Raw genomic sequence first — 16,135 nt, 5'->3', positions numbered from 1 at the left:
AAAACCGCCTGCTGCAATGTGTGAATTGCGGCAGGCGGTTTTGCTATGTTTATTTTTCCCCGGGTTTTTTCACCCTGTCCATCTCAAACCAGAAGGTGCTTCCCACGCCTTCCTCGGATTTAACTCCGAATTTGAAGCCGTGAAGAATGAATATCTGCTTGACGATGGAAAGACCTAAGCCCGTTCCTATGACCTCACGCTTGTGCTTCTCGGCACGGTAGTAGCGGTCGAAGATAAGGGGCATAAGCTCCTTGTCAATGCCTTCACCTGTATCCGTAACGGATATCTGAATGGTTTTGGGAGTGCAAATTTCCATAATATAAATGGATTTTTCCTCGCCGGAATAGTTTACGGCGTTGTTTACAAGGTTGTAGATTATCTGGTCGAATTTGATAAGATCCGCCTCTCCCCAGGCTTCCTCGTCGGCGCTGACATAGAATTTGTAGCCGTCACGCTCGGAAAGAAGGGTGTATCTCGTCATTATCTCCTTTAGCCTGCTGCCAACGCAGAAAGGCTCCTTGTTAAGCTCTGTGCTGCCGTTTTCCAGCTTGGTAAGGTCCATAATGTCGTTTACAAGTGCGGCAAGACGGTCGCTTTCCTCAATGATTATGCCTAAATGCTCGTCACGCTTTACGGGGTCGTCTCCGGAAAGGTCACGTATCATCTCCGCATACGCCTTCACCATAGTAAGAGGAGTGCGCAGGTCGTGGGAGATGTTCGCCATAAGGTCACGGCGCATTGTATCCACCTTTGTTATCTCATTGGAGGCATAGTTAAGAGTTTCTGCAAGCTGCTCGGTCTCGGTGTAGCCTCTGCCGTTGAATTTAACGTTATAATCTCCCTGAGCCAGCTTCTCGGCGGAGCGGGTGATACGGACGATAGGCGTTGCCACAAGACTTGAAAGGAATATGGATATGCCGAATGCCAGCACCAGCATTGCAAGGCTCACCTGAAGCATCTGCACACGGAGGATATCAACGGTAGACTCCAGCGGCTCGAGAGAGGTATTAAGCATCAGGTAGCCTGTGGGCTTTTCCTTTGTGCCTATGAGCATTGCAAACATAAGGGTGTTGTTTTCAAAGCGGGAGTTTTTTATCTCGGCATAATATATCCCCGTAGGGCTTTCATAGGCAAGCTTGCGGTATTTTGCAAGAGATGTGCCGCTGCTGTGGAGCAGGCAGTTTTTTCCCATAACGTCATAGGAATATACGCTTAACCCGTAGCGGTCCTGTATAAGCACGCAGGTGTCGTTGTCGTGGGCTATCCTGTCAAGGGCATCTGTGGTAAAGCCTTCTTCTCCCCATTGGGTCAGGATATAGTTGGCGATAGATGTGATATCGCTGGTTTTCTCCGTGCGGTAGGTAGCTTCGAGAGAAACGGTAAAGGATATCCATATCATTATCAGGATACTTATTATGAAAATGGCAAAGTATATCCATACCGTAAAGCGGATACTGCGGAGACTTTTTTTCAGAGTCTGTTTTTTACTTTCCGCCATCGAACTTGTAGCCCATTCCTCTCAGAGTGATGATGAATTTGCGGTATTCTCCCAGAGAATTTCTCAGCATTTTGATATGGGTGTCAACGGTGCGGTCGTCGCCGTAGAAATCGTAGCCCCATACCTCTTCAAGAAGCTTTTCACGGGAGAGCGCAATGCCTTTGTTGCGGACAAGATAGAAAAGCAGGTCATATTCCTTTGGCGTGAGAGCGGCAGGAACGCCGTCCACCTTTACCACTCTGCCCGACATATCTATCTCAAGTCCCTCAAAGGTAAGGGTCTGCTTGCTTTCGTCAGTCTCTGTGGGAGCGCTTCTTTTTATGACCGCTCTTATCCTTGCAAGAAGCTCCTTTGGTGAAAAGGGCTTTGTAACGTAATCGTCCACGCCTATCTCAAATCCGAAAAGCTTGTCGTATTCCTCGCCCCTTGCGGAGAGCATAATAACGGGAGTCTGCTTTGTCTTGCGTATTTCCTTTACTGCGGAGTAGCCGTCAAGCTTCGGCATCATAATGTCCATAATTATAAGGTCGAAATCCTCTTTGCGGCAAAGCTCAACAGCTTCCATTCCGTCTGCGGCTTCAACGGTCTCAAATCCGTCGAATTTTGCGTATTCGCTGATAACGTTTCTGATGTTTTTTTCATCGTCCACGATGAGTATCCTGTTTTTTTCCATATATTATGATCATCCTTTCGTGAAAGTTTTGATTTTCACACATTCCCTGCTTTCTCTTTGTTTTTTCGGGTCATAATTACCATAAGCTTATTATAACACGTATATGTGTATTTTTTGTGAAATTCTGCGGAAAAACAGAGGGCATTTATAATTTATATCTGTACAGACCAATATTTCCCGGTATGTATAAAAATTTCTATTGACAACTGTAATAAATAATGATATGATAAAATCGTATATTTATATTTGAAAAAGGAACAGGGAGAAATGGAAGATTTAAAAGAGAAAAATCAGTCTGCCGATACAGGCGACTACAGCATAGACAGCGAGACCGCAAGCCTTATCTCCGCAGCCATTGCAGGGAAAAAGGAAGCGGCGGCAAAGGCGAGGCTCCGGCATAAGAAAAAGATCATCATCATCGCTTCGGTAGCAGCTGTGGCTGCCCTTGCGGCGATCTATTTCGGGGGCTGGGCGGCTTCAATGGGGAAATTCCTCCCCAACACATACATAAACGGCGCTGATGTCAGCAAGAAGAACATTTCCGAGGCGGCGGCTCTGGTTCAGGCGGAGTGCGTTCCCAAAGGCATTACGGTCATAGAGCGAAACGGCGAGGAAAAGGTGTTCAGTCCTTCGGATTTTGATTATTCCTATGATGTTTTCGGCGAGATAGGCGAGATATACCGCAGCGTAAGCCACAGCGGCTGGCTGTTCTCCTATTTTAACGAATCCTATTATGAGACCGAGACAAAGCCCTCCTATGATGAAACCAAGCTGAAAAGGCTTCTCACCAGAACCTCCTGGGGAAGCACCGCCACCGAGGACGCAAAGCTGGTTCACGGCGAAAACGGTTACTACATCAAGGACGAAGTCTACGGCGACAAGCCCGATGAAAAAAAGCTTGCGGAATATGTTCTTTCCGAAGCTGCAAAGGGCAATTTCACCGTTGACCTTGAGGAAGGCGGCTGTTATGAGGACCCCAAGATATTTGCCGCCGATCTTGAGGGAAATCTTGACGACCTGAACAACAAATTCAACTATGTGATAACCTACGATTTCGGATATACCACCGAGGAGCTGACAGGCGCAATGGTCTACGAATGGATGCAGGACGGCGGCACTATCGACAGAAGCAAGGTTGAAAAATACGTAGATTCTCTTGCTGAAAAGTACGACACCTTTATGACCGCCCGCAAGTTCAAGACCACAAACAGGGGCGAGATAACAATGAGCCAGGGCAGATATTCCACAGGTCAGTACGGCTGGTGGACGGACAGGGAAAAGACTGTGGAAAAGCTGCTGGAATACATAGACAAGGGTGAATCTGTTACCGTTGAGCCTGTATATGTGCAGCTTGATACGGGATATACCTATCGTGGCTTTGACTCCGCACGTTCTGCCGATGGCGATATCGGAAACACCTATATCGAGGTAGACCTTTCCGCACAGCATATGTGGTACTATCAGAACGGCGAGCTGAAATTCGAGACGGGACAGATAGTTTCGGGCAAGGCAAGCGACCCCAAGCGCAAAACTCCCGAGGGCGTTTACAGCGTTTACACCAAGAGCACCAATTACACTATGAGAGCCGCTGACGGCTCCTACACCGCAAAGTGCGCTTACTTTATGAGAATAAGCTTCGAGGGCATCGGCTTCCACGACCTCAGCCGCTCGGCTTACGGCGGAAACATCTATCTCACCAACGGCTCCCACGGCTGTATCAATATGAAAAAGGACGAGGTCAAAACTCTTTACGAGATGGTTGAGAGGGGCACGCCGGTCATTATGTATTATTGATGTTCTTTCATATAAATAAAAAATACGGCTCTCCCTGCCGTTGTGCGGGGAGAGTCATATTTTATCAGCTTTGAGATATTACTGAATATCAAACGCACATTCATCCTCCGTACCGGTAAGCTCAGCCCATCTTGCAGCTAAAAGCTTTGCGTAATCAAGATAATACAGCCCATAACAGCCGAGAGAATAACCGTCATTGACCTCAATAAGCAGAGTCCTTCCGTCCTTAGTCAGTCCGAAATCTATGGCATAGCCATTAGGTGCAGAGGAAAAATCCCTGACAGCATTGCTTATTACATCGGGGTCAAAATGAAGCCGCCAGTCACCCTTGTAGGGACGTACATCAAGTATCTTGCCGTATCTGACAAAGCACCGCCACTCAGCGGCAAACTCCACTATCTCCGAGCAGTACACGTCCTGATCTTCACCATAAATACCGCAGCCAATAAGCTCCTTTGCTGAACGGACAACAACTCCCGTAAACTGCTTATCCTCAAGGGGCTTTACGAATATTGGCCATCTTTCGGGGAAATTGCTGACCTGACTTAGTTTGGTCTGCCATATCTTTCTTCCAAGATATCCCGAAAGTTCTTCGGGATAATCCATCTCGGGGGCGATTATTCCGAAACTGCCGAGACATTTTCGTACAGCGTCTACATATGCCACCACAACATCTTCACGGTTTCTGCCCTCAATAGCATTTAAGTCTGAAAATGTAATGACCTCAAAACCCATTTCACGAAAGCCCTGATATGCGTTCATACAGTTATAATTATGTGGCACACCGTTTGCAAAGGATTGCACATAAACTTTCATTCAGAAATCCCTCCTATTTTGCCTTATTATACCACCCCACCTGTGTAAAAATCGTAACAGCACAGCCCCTTTCGGAAAAAATTCTGCCGAAAAGAGCTGTGCTGTTTAAAAATTTCTGCGGCTTGTCGATCAACTGTCCTGCCGTACCATCACCGCCGCACATTCAACGTGTCCCGCCGCAGGGAACATATCCACCGCCCTTACTTTAACAAGGCGATATCCGTTATCTGCAAGATAACGGCAGTCCCTTGCGGCTGTGGCAGGATTGCAGGATATCATAACAATGCGCTCGGGAGACATTTTAACAATGCTGTCCAGAGTAAGCGTGTCACAGCCCTTTCTCGGAGGGTCGGTAACTATAACATCGGGCTTTCTGCCGCTGTCAAGAAGCTGTTTTGCGGCTTGTCCCGAATCGGCGCAGATGAAGTCGGCGTTATCAATATGATTATTCTCCGCATTCTGCCTTGCGGCTCTCACAGCCTCGGGAATAATTTCCGCACCCGTTACGTGACCGGCTTTGTCCGCAAGAGAAAGACCGATAGTTCCCGTACCGCAGTAAAGGTCAAGTACATCTTCCTCACCCGTCAGAGCCGCAAATTCCTTTGCCACCGAATAAAGTCTCTCTGCCTGCGGAGTGTTCACCTGATAAAAGGAACGGGGACTTATGATTATCTTATTGCCGCACATAATGTCTGTGATAACGTCCGCTCCCGACAGGGTACGAAGCTCGTCCCCCATAATAACATTGGTGTTTTTCGGATTTATGTTCATCGTCACCGACTTTATATCGGGAAACCTTTTCATAAGCTCCTCACTCAGGGGACGAAGCTCCCTTTCCGCATTTTTTCGCACCACAAAGCACACAGCGATCTCGCCGCTGTGATATCCCCTGCGGATAAAAATATGCCGCAGGAGACCTGTTCCAGTCTGCTCGTTGTAGGGAGAGATGTGCTTTCTGTTCACATACTCCATTGAGAATTTCAGTATTTCCGAAAATACAGGCGGCTGGAGCCTGCAGTCTGTGCAGGGAACCAACCTGTGACTGCGCTGGGCGTAAAAGCCGCATACCGCCTTGCCGTCCTTATCCGCCGACACCGGGTACTGTGCCTTGTTGCGGTAGCCGTCCGTCTCCTCACAGCCAAGAATTGGCATAAACTCAAAGCTTTCCTCGGGAAATTTTCCCAGCCGCAGAAAAGCATTTTTAACAATATTTTCCTTTATCCTAAGCTCCGCCTCATAGCTTATGTGACGGAAAACACAGCCGCCGCAGGTGCTTTTAACATCACAGCCCCTGTCAAAGCGGTCGGGAGACGGCGTTATGACCTCAAGGATAATGCCGTAGCATAGGCTTTTCTGCACCTTGACAATTTTGCACTTGATAACATCTCCCGTTACCGCTCCCGACACGAATACCGCCGCCCTGCCGTCCTCCGTTTCAATGTGACCCACGCCGTTTCCCTCGGCAGTCACATCGGTTATCTCAAGTTTTTCTATGATATCATTTTTGGAAAGCTTTATTTTAAACACCCCTGTTATAAATCATTTTTGAAATGCCGCAAACTGACAGTTTCACGCAAAACTTACAAACGTAATTGCTGCAGGTCGATACCTGCAATTAGCCGAGCTTCTCGCCGCACTTTGCACAGTAGGAATTTTCGGAGCTGTTCTTTGCGCCGCAAAGCTTGCATATTTTTGGCTTGCCGCTTGCCTCCTCGGCGTATTCAAGCTGTGCTTCAAGCATTTTTATCTCCTTGATTAGAATTTTCATATTGCCCGTTTCGTCCGCTCCTGTGCGGTGCATATCATAGCATAATTTTCCCAAATCGTAGTATTTATCCTTGAGCTTAACTCTCAGCTGTGCCTTTTCGATATATGCCTTTGAAACGTTAACAGCGCCGTTTGCCTTAACGGTGAGCTTGTCGAAAAGCTCCTTGGAGTCTGAAATGAAATCATCGAAATTGTAGTTCATAAAATGACCGCCTTTCAAAGTTTTGAGCATAATTTACATATCCGCAAGGAATTTTTCAAGCAGGGGCTTGTAACCCATCATTTTTTCATATCGGGATATGTATTCGTAGGGGTATTTGTAATTGAAATATCTTGTGATTTTTCCCGTTTCGGGATCTATGAGCTTTGTGGAGCCTGAAGCGCCGCAGGCAAGGATATTCTGAGCCTCCTCCATAATGAAAATGTTGTAAAGTCCCTCTTTTCCCTGCTTTGCATAGCCAACGTTCTCTAAGTTCCCAACGGTATTCTTCTGACGGTAGAGGTAATAGGGCATAAATCCCTTTTCGGTAAGGCTGTCAAAGGCGTAGTTCACCATTCGGGAAACGCTGTCGTCTGTGAGATAGCCCGCTCTGAAACTCTCCGCCGTTTTGAACAGCTCCGCAGACCGCTTTACGGTAAGGGTGTGAACGGTGATGCTTTCGGGGTCAAGTTCGATAAGCCTGTCAATTGTGTCTTTGAAGCCCTCAAAGGTATCGGTGGGAAGCCCTGCAATGGTGTCGGTGTTTATGTTGTCAAAGCCCAGCCGCCTTGCAAGTGAGTAACACTCCTCAAACTGAGCGGCGGTGTGCTGTCTGCCGATGGCTTTCAGAACGCCGTCCTGCATTGTCTGAGGATTTATGGATATCCTTGTGGCGCCGTTATCACGTATGGCAATAAGCTTATCTTCGGTGATGGAGTCCGCCCGCCCCGCTTCTACAGTATATTCACGAATACGGGAAATGTCAATGCTTTTTTCAATAGTTTTCATTATTTTTTCTATCTGCGCCGCAGAAAGTGATGTGGGAGTGCCGCCGCCGATGTAGACGGTGTCGCAAAATGTGTTCTTTCCTTTGAGGATCTCGCCCATCTCTTCTATCTCTTTGCAAAGCATTTCCACATACTGCGGGATAAGCTCCTTTGCGCCCTTTGAGCGTATTGAGTGAGATACAAATGAGCAGTAGGAACAGCGTGAGGGGCAAAAGGGTATTGCCACATACAGCGAAAAGCTTTTGGGGTCAAGGCTTTGGAGGGCAGGGGATTGTGTAATGGCGGTGAGGTAGGAAAGGTCGGATTTTCTCCTGCTTATGAAATATTTTTCGTGGAGCCTTTCGTATACCCCGTCCTTATCGCAGCCCTCGCTTATAAGCACATTCACCTTTTTGACGGGGCGGATACCCGTAAGACAGCCCCACTCGGGAGACACCCCCGTAAGCTGTGACATTACGGTGTATATCATTCGGCAGAGGGCAAGCTCCCGTTCGCTTTCGGGGCATAATGGTGCTTCTGCAGCCTGCTTTTTTTCGCCCAGCTTTGCGGATACGGTCAGCTTGTCCGAGACACAAACAAGCAGGCTGTCGTCCGTATCGTCATATTCTCCGTCAAAAACAAATTCAAAGCTTTCCAGCGGACAGAAAAGCTTCATTACCGCCTCGACTTCGTATTTATAGGAGTTATTCTCAAAATAGATGGTCATATTTTTCACCTTGATATAATTTGGCTGTTAAATTAAATTTTTTATGTCGCAAAGCCACTTCGGCGGCACTTCGGCTGTGACGGTAAGTGTACCGTTCCCATATTCCCCCACTTCCTCAAAGCCGTTTTCATTGTCGTAAAAATGCACCTCGCTGCAATAAGGGAGAATAGTCAGAAGATCGTCATAGCGGTGGGAAAAACGCCTTTTCACGTCCTCCTCGGGAATGTTATGTCCTCCCTTTGAAACACGGTTCTCGATACGCCGAACACTCTCCTCCGCAGATGATACAGCCACGTAGTACAGTCGGATATAATAATCCTTTTCCTTGGCGGCAATTATTGTTTTAAGAGTTTTCTTTCCCGACAGAGTGGTCTCTTCGGTAAAGTCGATACCTTTTTCAAGGCAGTCCGCCGAAAGAGGGTCGGCATTTTCGCAGGTCTCGCAGTCGATTATGATACCCATATCATTTCGCAGAGCTTTCAATATGCCTGTCAGACTGCTTTTGCCGACGCCGTTCACTCCGCCGATGATAGTAAATATCTTCATTTGAACTGCCTCCTGCGAATTTACCTCGTCCTCAGTCCTGCCGCATACCTGAGATATGGATTAAACTGCCTTTCCTCCACCATTGTAGAGGTCTGACCGTGACCGGGATAAAGGGTGTAGTTGGTGTTCCTGTCAAACTCGTAGAGCATTTTCAGAGTATCGTTCATAGCGCTTTCGCTGCCGTCTATCATATCCGTCCTGCCCATACTGCCGTTAAAAAGAGTGTCGCCGCTGAACATATTCCCGTCAAGGAGATAGCACACCGAGCCGCTGGTGTGACCGGGAGTGTGGAGAACTTCAAACTCAAGCTCGTCCTGTGTGATAACGTCTCCGTCGCTTACGGTTACGGCATTTGTTACGGGGTCAATGGGGGGCAGGGAGAAAAAATGTGTGAGATTGGTGCGGTCATTGTGAAGCTTTTCCTCGTCAAATTTGTGTATATATATCTTTGCTCCCGTTTCTGCGGCAATGCGTGCGGCGGTGGCGATGTGGTCGCAGTGACCGTGGGTGAGCAGTATCTTTTTCAGCTCAATGCCTTTTTCCATAATGGTTTTTATAATGCTCTCGCCGCCGTAGGGGGCGTCAATGAGAACGCCGTTCATATTCTCTGCGGTGATGATATAGGAATTTACTCCGAAATTGCTCATAGGAGGCAGTTTGATTATTTCCATTTATAAACATTCCCTTCTTAAAAAAAGGGTGACTAAGGCGCATTGCCTAAGCCACCCGAATATCTTTGAATTAAATTGCGGAAGCGGAGGAGTGTCAGTCCTCGTCGTCTCCGAAATCGGTAGCCTGCATAAGCTTATCCCACGTGCTGTTTACGCTCTGAACACACTCGCAGTATTTTTCGGATATCATATCCTTGGGTATGCCCAGTTCTGCGGCAAGCTCCTTCATCTTTGTCCATTCTGCATTCTCGTAGGCGATAACGGCATCGTAAAGCATACCCGATCTGCCTGCGTGATCTGTAAGAGCAAGCTTGATATCGTCGCTGATGGGAAGCTGCGCCAACACGTCTCCTATGGGCATCTGCATAAGCTTGCCCAGAGTGGAGAACATACCCATAAGGTACGCCTCGGAACGTGAGATAGGCATATCGTCCGCAAACTCAACCAGCTCTGCGCAGAAGCTTCCACGAAGGAAGGACAGCTTGATAAGCTCATCGGGCATAGTGCCGTCGTCGGTCTTGAATGACAGCAGATATATCCACTGCTTGAGCTGACCGAGACCAAGTATAACAAGCGCCTGCTTTACCGATTTTGCACGGTTTCTCAGGGCGAAATATGCCGAGTTTACAAGCTTTAAGAGTGCGTATGTAAGGTTGACGTCACGTGAAACGATCTCCTCTATCTCGTCGATATCGGGCTCGTCACGGTTCACAGCCACCATAAGCATCATAAAGTTGCCCTGCATAACCTTTGATTTCTGCAAAGCGGCAGGCATTTTCTCGGACACGTATGAGCCCTGGAAGCTGATACAGCCGTAAAGCTTAGCCTTTTCGTATGCCTCGGCGCAGTCAATGTTATATGCTATCATTCCCTTGCCGAAGGATTTTCCGATACGGATAACATTTTCAAGAGTGGGGTCGTTGTGGTTCTTGAAATTTACCTTGATATAATCCACAATATCGAGCACCCCAAAATAGCGGGGAGCGAACTCAAAGTCGATAACTGCGATCTTATAGCCGTTCTGCTTGAACTTGGTTATCAGAGAGTGGGACATAGGGTTTGTGATAAGCTGATCCTCTATCTGGATAACAAGCTTGTCGGTATCGAACATTTTCGGGATATTCTTTACAAGCAGATTTCTGGTAAAGGTGATATATGCGGTCTTGCCGCCTATGAAATTATCGCTGTCGATGGAGGACAGAAAGGTCTCAATGGCATTTGCGGCAGTCGTATCATCAGCCTGCCACATCTCGACCTGGTCGTCGGCGTACATTATCTCATAGCCCACAGCCTTCTGATCCTTATTCATAATAGTTTGCTTGACGATATACGGCTCCATAATACTTACTGCTCTCCTTTGCTGCTTTTTTTTCTTACGGGCATAAATAGTCTTAAATACATTATACCACAAGCCTGAAAAAATTTCAACTATGCGGCGGTAATTTTTTAGGACACTTTTTTGTGCATTTTGCGGGCGACGACCCGCAGCGGCGGGGGTCGCCCCGCAGCGAGGTCGCGCTGTAGGTTTGCACGGATTGGCAGCTTTGTCTCCGCGCCGATAGGTACGATAACAGTTTATCGGGTCAGCTTATTTGTATCGTTACCGAGCCGACAGTCTGCCGCCCGAATAAACTACAGAACGAATGGCAGCAGGCTCAGCCTGCCGTTACCGAGCCGACAGTCTGCCGCCCGAATAAATTATAGAACGTACTCGCTGCGGGGCGTCCCCCGTCCCGCAAAAAAAGGACGGCACGAAGCCGTCCCCGAAAAATATTTTTATTATATCAAAGCATATGCGCTCTCAGCTCTTCACCGCTCTGCTTGCAGAGATATGCGGGAGCAATGTCGAAAATGGTCTTGCAGCCGGATACGCCTTCCTTGCTGAGACGATATGCGGCTCTTGCGTATGCAAGAAGAACGCTTGATGTGAACTCGGGATTGGAATCAAGCTTCAGGCTGAACTCCATAACGTGATTATTTCCGCCGTTCTCACCTGTCTTGCCCGAACGGATAACAAAGCCGCCGTGAGGGATACCGCTGTGGTTCTTCTCAAGTTCTTCCTCGGTGATGAAATGAACGGTGGTGTCATAGTCGGAGAAGTAGTTGGGCATTGTCTTGATGTCCTGCTCGATCTGTGCAAGATCAGCGCCCTCCTCTGGTACTACGAAGCACTCTCTTGTGTGCTTTTCACGGGTGGTAAGCTGGGGATTTTCGCCGTTTCTTACCCTCTCAAGCGCACTCTCAACGGGAATTGTGTACTGCTTTGCGTTCTTAACGCCCTTGACACGTCTTACAGCGTCGGAGTGACCCTGGCTTACGCCTTTGCCCCAGAATGTGTAATCTGCGCCCTCGGGAAGAACTGCGTTGCCAAGCATTCTCATAAGTGAGAAAAGACCGGGATCCCAGCCGATGGAAATAATTCCTACCTTGCCCGACTCCTTAGCAGCCTTGTCCACATTTGCAAAATGGTCGGGTATCTTTGCGTGGGTGTCGAAACTGTCGATAACGTTGAAAAGCTTTGCAAACTCGGGTGTCTGAACGGGCAGGTCGTTTGCGCTGCCGCCGCAGAGAATGAGAACGTCGATTTCCGAAGCGTGAGCCGCTGCGTCCTTCACGTTATAAACGGGAACATTCTCGGTGATTATCTTTACGGAAGAAGGGTCACGGCGTGTGAAAACAGCCGCAAGCTGCATATCATCGTTCTGCTTTATTGCGTATTCAACGCCTTTTCCAAGATTTCCGTAGCCTAAAATTCCAATGCGTATCATAAAAATCATATCTCCCTGCAATATTAGTTCTATATCATTCGGAGCAGAATATGCAAGTTGTACCTGCAAATCCTGCAAGCCGTGCTTATTTAATGATATCAGATTATTTTCCCTTTGTCAATAGAAAATAAATATTTTTTCATTGCTTTTGCAGGGCAATTTACTATGCATTATGCATAAACGGCGGATTATCTGACAGAATAGAAAGGAAATCAATGTGAAAGGTCGTGTCTGATTGACAGTTGTATTCATTCGTGCAGTCATTCTTTACTGCGTGCTGATATTTTCCGTCCGTCTTATGGGCAAGCGGCAGATCGGCGAGCTGCAGCCCTCGGAGCTTGCCATAACCATACTTATCTCCAACATAGCAACGCTCCCGGTTGAAGATCTGAGCATTCCACTTATAACGGGACTCTTGCCTGTGCTGACGCTGGTGTGTCTTGATGTGCTGATGTCCTGGCTGTCGGTGAAGTCGAAGAAGATGAGGGGCATCGTTTCGGGCGAGCCTGTTATCATCATCAGCGACGGCAAGGTAGATCAGCAGAAGCTATACAATCTCCGCTTCACCACCGACGATCTTATGGAAGCAATACGCACCCAGGGCATTTTCGACCTTGAGGAGGTTCAGTTTGCGGTGGTGGAGACTACGGGAAGGGTAAGCGTTTATCCCAAATTCAAGAATCGTCCCGTCACCAACGAGGATATGAACATCAAAAATTCTTCCAATGACCCGCCTGCGGTGGTGGTGCAGGACGGCAAGGTAATGAAGTCCTCCCTCAAGCGGCTGGGTCTTGGGGAGGAATGGCTCCAAAAAATTCTTTCGGAAAATGACCTTCACGAGACGGACATTTTCATTATGACCGCCGAGACAGCGGGAAAATACCGCATTATCAAAAAGGAGCTTTCAAAAGACTGCAAGGGGGAAAAGGTAATTGATAAGAGTTAAGACTGCCGCCGTGCTTATTTCGGCAATAATCATATATTCAATATGCTCCCTGTTCATTCTCGACGACCAGAACGACAAGTTCAAGGCTCGTCTTGAAGAGGTCCAGCGTGTTTACGAAAACGGAGATACGGAAGAAGCGCTGAGACTTTCAAACGAGCTGAACGAATACTGGCACCAATATGAAAAAAAGGTCACTATGCTTGTGCACGATGACGCTTTGTCGGGGATAAACGTCTCCATTGCAAAGATAACGCCTTTTATTTCAAATGAAAACGACGCTCTTATTGCGGAGATACAGTCTATCTATCATCAGATAGATCAGATATATGAGGAGGAGTTCCCCAACTGGTATAACATTCTTTAATTCCCAAGCAAAGTATAAATCGAACTTTATTATTTATTCTTTTAGATTTGGACAGCTCGTTTGTATCGTCACCGAGCCGCTTGTCTGCCGCCCAAACAAATTATAGAACGAGCGGCTGCAGGCTCAGCCTGCTAAAGAATAAAGAATAAATAATAAAGATGACCATTCCCGAAGTCATAGAAAAAGTCCGGCAACAAGCGCCGTCCCCGCAGCGGCGACTGCCACCACGATAAGGGGCAGACCGAAAAATGCTGTGACAAGGGCGGCTATGGTTCCTGCTGTCGCTGTAATGACGTTTCCCGTTGAGTAAAATATGGCGGGGAATGTCATTGCGCTCAGCACCGTATATGGAATGTATTTCAGAAAGCTTCTCAGAAATTTCGATTTTATCTTGGACTTGAAAAGGGTGAAGGGGAGCATTCGGATAAGATATGTGACCCCTGCCATTACGGCAATGTAAATGACTATGCTCAAGCTTCTTCCACCTCTTTTTCGTCTTCGTCATCTTCATCGTCTATGGGGGCGATAAGAGCCATTACAGCCGCAGCTATTGATGCGCTTATGATAATGGCAAAGCCTACGCTTACCCCTGTGAGTACATATTTGAACAGCAGGCTTATGAGTGCGGCGATAAGTACCGCTCCGAATATGCTCCTGCTTTTTCTTGAGGGCGGAATGATTATGGCTATGAACATTCCGTAAAGCAGTATGCCCATTGCAGATGTGAACATCCGGGGAAGTGCCTGTCCTGCGGCGGCTCCGAGGAGCGTTCCTCCCGTCCAGCCTATAAATGAAATGAGGATAAGCCCGTACATATACAAAGGCTTTATCCTCCCGGGCTGCGCTGCGGCAACCGCAAATATCTCGTCCGTGATGCCAAAGGACGCAAGCAGGCGATGGGGCGTGGTGAATGACCTGTCCAGCTTCTGGGAAAGGGACAGCCCCATAAGGGAGTAGCGCAGATTGATGATTAGCTGGGTGAGAGCCATTTCTATAAGCGTTCCTCCTGCGGCGATTATCTCAACTCCTGCTGCCTGTCCCGCAGAAGTGAGGTTTGAAGCGGAAATGCCCACGGCGGCGGCGACGGACAGCCCTGCCCGCACCGCCGTTATACCAAAGCCGAAGGATACCGAAAGATATCCTAAGGCTATGGGTATACCGTGGAGAATTCCTTTAAAAAAGTCTGATCTCATTACTTGTTTATAAATTTAAGATTTTTTTCGATAAGCTCGCATCTCTGCTTTACGCAGTCAACCGAACGCAGAGGATCGGAGGGTGTGTTGAAAGTATAGTCCATAAGCTTGTCAATGGTGGTGGAGGCAACGTGAACACGAGTATCGGAAGATGCATAGTAAATATATACGTCGCCGTTTTCTCTTACGATAGCGCCGTTTGTGAAGCATACGTTTGAAACGTCGCCCACTCTTTCAGCGCCGTGAGGTGCAATGAACAGACCCGAGGGAGAAGCGATAAGCTTTGTGGGGTCGTTAAGGTCGGTGGCAAATACATAAATTACGTAGCGGAGACCTGCGGCGGTGTTTCTTACGCCGTGAGCAATATGTATCCAGCCCTTGGGGGTCTTGATGGGAACTGCGCCTGCGCCATTCTTGACCTCGGTGATGGTGTGGTACTGTCTGGGGGAGATAACAACTTCCTCGGTGCAGATAACGGGGTTTGTGATATCCTCGCAGAGACCGAAGCAAACTCCTCCGCCTGAGCCTGTCTGAATGAAATCGTCCTGAGGACGGGTGTAGAATGCATACTTGCCGTCAACGAATTCGGGGTGGAGAACTACATTTCTCTGCTGGGGAGACTTGGACTTGAGGTTGGGAAGGCGCTCCCAGGTCTTCAGGTCCTTAGTGCGGACAATGCCTGCCTGAGCCACAGCGGCGGAAAGGTCGGAAACGGACTTGTCCTTGCTCTCGGAGCAGAAAACGCCGTATATCCAGCCGTCCTCGTGCTGAGTGAGACGCATATCGTATACGTTTGTCTCCTCGGGCTCGGTGTCGGGGAGCTGTACGGGGAAATCCCAGAAACGGAAGCCGTCAACGGGGCTTTCGCTCTCTGCAACGGCGAAGAAGGACTTTCTGTCGTTGCCCTCGACTCTTGCCACAAGATAGTATTTTCCGTTAAGGAAAATTGCTCCCGAGTTGAGAACGGCATTTACGCCAAGTCTTTCCATAAAATAGGGATTGGTCTCGGGGTTATAATCGTACTTCCAGATAAGGGGAGCGTGGTCGGCGGTAAGAACGGGGTATTCATAGCGGTCATAGATGCCGTTATAGCTCTCGGCTACACGGTTCTTGCGGGTGATGAGAGCCTCGTAGCGGGCTTCCTCACGGGCTTTGTTGGTTTCAAAAATATTCACTTTGTAAAACTCCTTTGCAATATTTGCAGCAGGGCAATAAATAACACGTGTTTATTATAGCATACTTTTTTCTCAAATTCAAGTAGAGTATTATACTAATTTTATGCCGTTATATTGACGGAAGGGGATTTATTTGGAATATATGTGCTGTTTTTATAAATGGGGCGGGGCGTTTTTGTGGATATATACGAAATTTATTTTTGGGCACTTTTGTTCTTGACATTTAGAGAC

16 protein-coding genes are annotated in these 16,135 nt (G+C 47.8%); 3 read left to right on the top strand and 13 right to left on the bottom strand.

Annotation, left to right across the window (positions count from 1 at the left end; genetic code table 11):
• Nucleotides 1–49 precede the first annotated feature (49 nt).
• Both ACR0QN_RS04570 and ACR0QN_RS04565 read right to left on the bottom strand, forming a co-directional pair.
• Entirely contained in the window at nucleotides 50–1,498 is a 1,449-nt protein-coding gene (locus tag ACR0QN_RS04570; protein ID WP_432650013.1) for a sensor histidine kinase, read from the bottom strand.
• Entirely contained in the window at nucleotides 1,485–2,171 is a 687-nt protein-coding gene (locus ACR0QN_RS04565; RefSeq protein ID WP_432650012.1) for a response regulator transcription factor, read from the bottom strand. The genes ACR0QN_RS04570 and ACR0QN_RS04565 overlap by 14 nt, the downstream gene beginning before the upstream one ends.
• Nucleotides 2,172–2,438: 267 nt before the next feature.
• On the opposite strand from ACR0QN_RS04565, the gene ACR0QN_RS04560 reads away from it, so the two are divergent.
• The gene (locus ACR0QN_RS04560) at nucleotides 2,439–3,965 is read left to right on the top strand and encodes a L,D-transpeptidase family protein (RefSeq protein WP_432650011.1); all 1,527 of its coding nucleotides are present in this window, start codon (nucleotides 2,439–2,441) and stop codon (nucleotides 3,963–3,965) included.
• A 78-nt stretch (nucleotides 3,966–4,043) separates the two neighbouring features.
• On the opposite strand, the gene ACR0QN_RS04555 is transcribed toward ACR0QN_RS04560, so the two are convergent.
• The 8 genes from ACR0QN_RS04555 to ACR0QN_RS04520 form a co-directional block, all read right to left on the bottom strand.
• Nucleotides 4,044–4,781, bottom strand: coding sequence for an ATP-grasp domain-containing protein (locus tag ACR0QN_RS04555; RefSeq protein ID WP_432650010.1), 738 nt, complete (start codon nucleotides 4,779–4,781; stop codon nucleotides 4,044–4,046).
• A 129-nt stretch (nucleotides 4,782–4,910) separates the two neighbouring features.
• The gene (gene rlmD / locus ACR0QN_RS04550) at nucleotides 4,911–6,308 is read right to left on the bottom strand and encodes a 23S rRNA (uracil(1939)-C(5))-methyltransferase RlmD (protein ID WP_432650009.1); all 1,398 of its coding nucleotides are present in this window, start codon (nucleotides 6,306–6,308) and stop codon (nucleotides 4,911–4,913) included.
• 88 nt (nucleotides 6,309–6,396) lie between these two features.
• Nucleotides 6,397–6,750, bottom strand: a complete 354-nt coding sequence (locus ACR0QN_RS04545) for a hypothetical protein (protein ID WP_432650008.1) — start codon at nucleotides 6,748–6,750, stop codon at nucleotides 6,397–6,399.
• A 33-nt stretch (nucleotides 6,751–6,783) separates the two neighbouring features.
• A complete protein-coding gene (gene hemZ / locus ACR0QN_RS04540) occupies nucleotides 6,784–8,241 on the bottom strand; it encodes a coproporphyrinogen dehydrogenase HemZ (protein ID WP_432650007.1) in 1,458 nt (485 codons plus the stop codon).
• Nucleotides 8,242–8,268: 27 nt separating this feature from the next.
• The gene (locus tag ACR0QN_RS04535; RefSeq protein ID WP_432650006.1) at nucleotides 8,269–8,787 is read right to left on the bottom strand and encodes a zeta toxin family protein; all 519 of its coding nucleotides are present in this window, start codon (nucleotides 8,785–8,787) and stop codon (nucleotides 8,269–8,271) included.
• Nucleotides 8,788–8,807: 20 nt separating this feature from the next.
• Nucleotides 8,808–9,458 (bottom strand): MBL fold metallo-hydrolase, encoded by a 651-nt coding sequence (locus ACR0QN_RS04530; protein ID WP_432650005.1) that lies wholly within the window; start codon nucleotides 9,456–9,458, stop codon nucleotides 8,808–8,810.
• Nucleotides 9,459–9,552: 94 nt separating this feature from the next.
• Nucleotides 9,553–10,797, bottom strand: coding sequence for an EAL and HDOD domain-containing protein (locus ACR0QN_RS04525; RefSeq protein ID WP_432650004.1), 1,245 nt, complete (start codon nucleotides 10,795–10,797; stop codon nucleotides 9,553–9,555).
• Between the two features lie 445 nt (nucleotides 10,798–11,242).
• Entirely contained in the window at nucleotides 11,243–12,226 is a 984-nt protein-coding gene (locus ACR0QN_RS04520; protein WP_432650003.1) for a diaminopimelate dehydrogenase, read from the bottom strand.
• A gap of 235 nt (nucleotides 12,227–12,461) precedes the next feature.
• Here ACR0QN_RS04520 and ACR0QN_RS04515 point away from each other — a divergent pair, with 235 nt between their 5' ends.
• Together ACR0QN_RS04515 and ACR0QN_RS04510 are read left to right on the top strand one after the other, a co-directional pair.
• Nucleotides 12,462–13,172 (top strand): DUF421 domain-containing protein, encoded by a 711-nt coding sequence (locus tag ACR0QN_RS04515; protein ID WP_432650002.1) that lies wholly within the window; start codon nucleotides 12,462–12,464, stop codon nucleotides 13,170–13,172.
• Nucleotides 13,159–13,536 (top strand): DUF4363 family protein, encoded by a 378-nt coding sequence (locus tag ACR0QN_RS04510; protein WP_432650001.1) that lies wholly within the window; start codon nucleotides 13,159–13,161, stop codon nucleotides 13,534–13,536. Before ACR0QN_RS04515 ends, ACR0QN_RS04510 begins: the two co-directional genes overlap by 14 nt.
• A 174-nt stretch (nucleotides 13,537–13,710) precedes the next feature.
• Here ACR0QN_RS04510 and ACR0QN_RS04505 read toward each other — a convergent pair whose 3' ends face one another.
• From ACR0QN_RS04505 to ACR0QN_RS04495, 3 genes are read right to left on the bottom strand one after another with little or no spacing between them, the layout of a single operon-like run.
• Nucleotides 13,711–14,010, bottom strand: coding sequence for an AzlD domain-containing protein (locus tag ACR0QN_RS04505; RefSeq protein WP_432650000.1), 300 nt, complete (start codon nucleotides 14,008–14,010; stop codon nucleotides 13,711–13,713).
• On the bottom strand, nucleotides 14,007–14,729 hold the full coding sequence (locus tag ACR0QN_RS04500; RefSeq protein ID WP_432649999.1) for an AzlC family ABC transporter permease: 723 nt from the start codon (nucleotides 14,727–14,729) through the stop codon (nucleotides 14,007–14,009). Before ACR0QN_RS04500 ends, ACR0QN_RS04505 begins: the two co-directional genes overlap by 4 nt.
• Nucleotides 14,729–15,904, bottom strand: coding sequence for a glycoside hydrolase family 130 protein (locus ACR0QN_RS04495; protein WP_432649998.1), 1,176 nt, complete (start codon nucleotides 15,902–15,904; stop codon nucleotides 14,729–14,731). Before ACR0QN_RS04495 ends, ACR0QN_RS04500 begins: the two co-directional genes overlap by 1 nt.
• Nucleotides 15,905–16,135 lie beyond the last annotated feature (231 nt).

Source organism: Huintestinicola sp. (assembly GCF_050874005.1).
Classification (GTDB): Bacteria; Bacillota; Clostridia; order Oscillospirales; family Ruminococcaceae; genus Huintestinicola.
Note: the sequence above shows the minus strand (reverse complement) of the source record. Positions and strands in the feature narration are given on the sequence as shown.

Bases quoted from the DNA above. Each gene is read 5' to 3' on its own strand.
- ACR0QN_RS04525 (WP_432650004.1), bottom strand. From the start codon at position 10,797: ATGGAGCCGTATATCGTCAAGCAAACTATTATGAATAAGGATCAGAAG.
- ACR0QN_RS04535 (WP_432650006.1), bottom strand. From the start codon at position 8,787: ATGAAGATATTTACTATCATCGGCGGAGTGAACGGCGTCGGCAAAAGC.
- ACR0QN_RS04570 (WP_432650013.1), bottom strand. From the start codon at position 1,498: ATGGCGGAAAGTAAAAAACAGACTCTGAAAAAAAGTCTCCGCAGTATC.
- ACR0QN_RS04500 (WP_432649999.1), bottom strand. From the start codon at position 14,729: ATGAGATCAGACTTTTTTAAAGGAATTCTCCACGGTATACCCATAGCC.
- ACR0QN_RS04560 (WP_432650011.1), top strand. From the start codon at position 2,439: ATGGAAGATTTAAAAGAGAAAAATCAGTCTGCCGATACAGGCGACTAC.
- ACR0QN_RS04520 (WP_432650003.1), bottom strand. From the start codon at position 12,226: ATGATACGCATTGGAATTTTAGGCTACGGAAATCTTGGAAAAGGCGTT.
- ACR0QN_RS04565 (WP_432650012.1), bottom strand. From the start codon at position 2,171: ATGGAAAAAAACAGGATACTCATCGTGGACGATGAAAAAAACATCAGA.
- ACR0QN_RS04545 (WP_432650008.1), bottom strand. From the start codon at position 6,750: ATGAACTACAATTTCGATGATTTCATTTCAGACTCCAAGGAGCTTTTC.
- ACR0QN_RS04530 (WP_432650005.1), bottom strand. From the start codon at position 9,458: ATGGAAATAATCAAACTGCCTCCTATGAGCAATTTCGGAGTAAATTCC.
- hemZ (WP_432650007.1), bottom strand. From the start codon at position 8,241: ATGACCATCTATTTTGAGAATAACTCCTATAAATACGAAGTCGAGGCG.
- ACR0QN_RS04555 (WP_432650010.1), bottom strand. From the start codon at position 4,781: ATGAAAGTTTATGTGCAATCCTTTGCAAACGGTGTGCCACATAATTAT.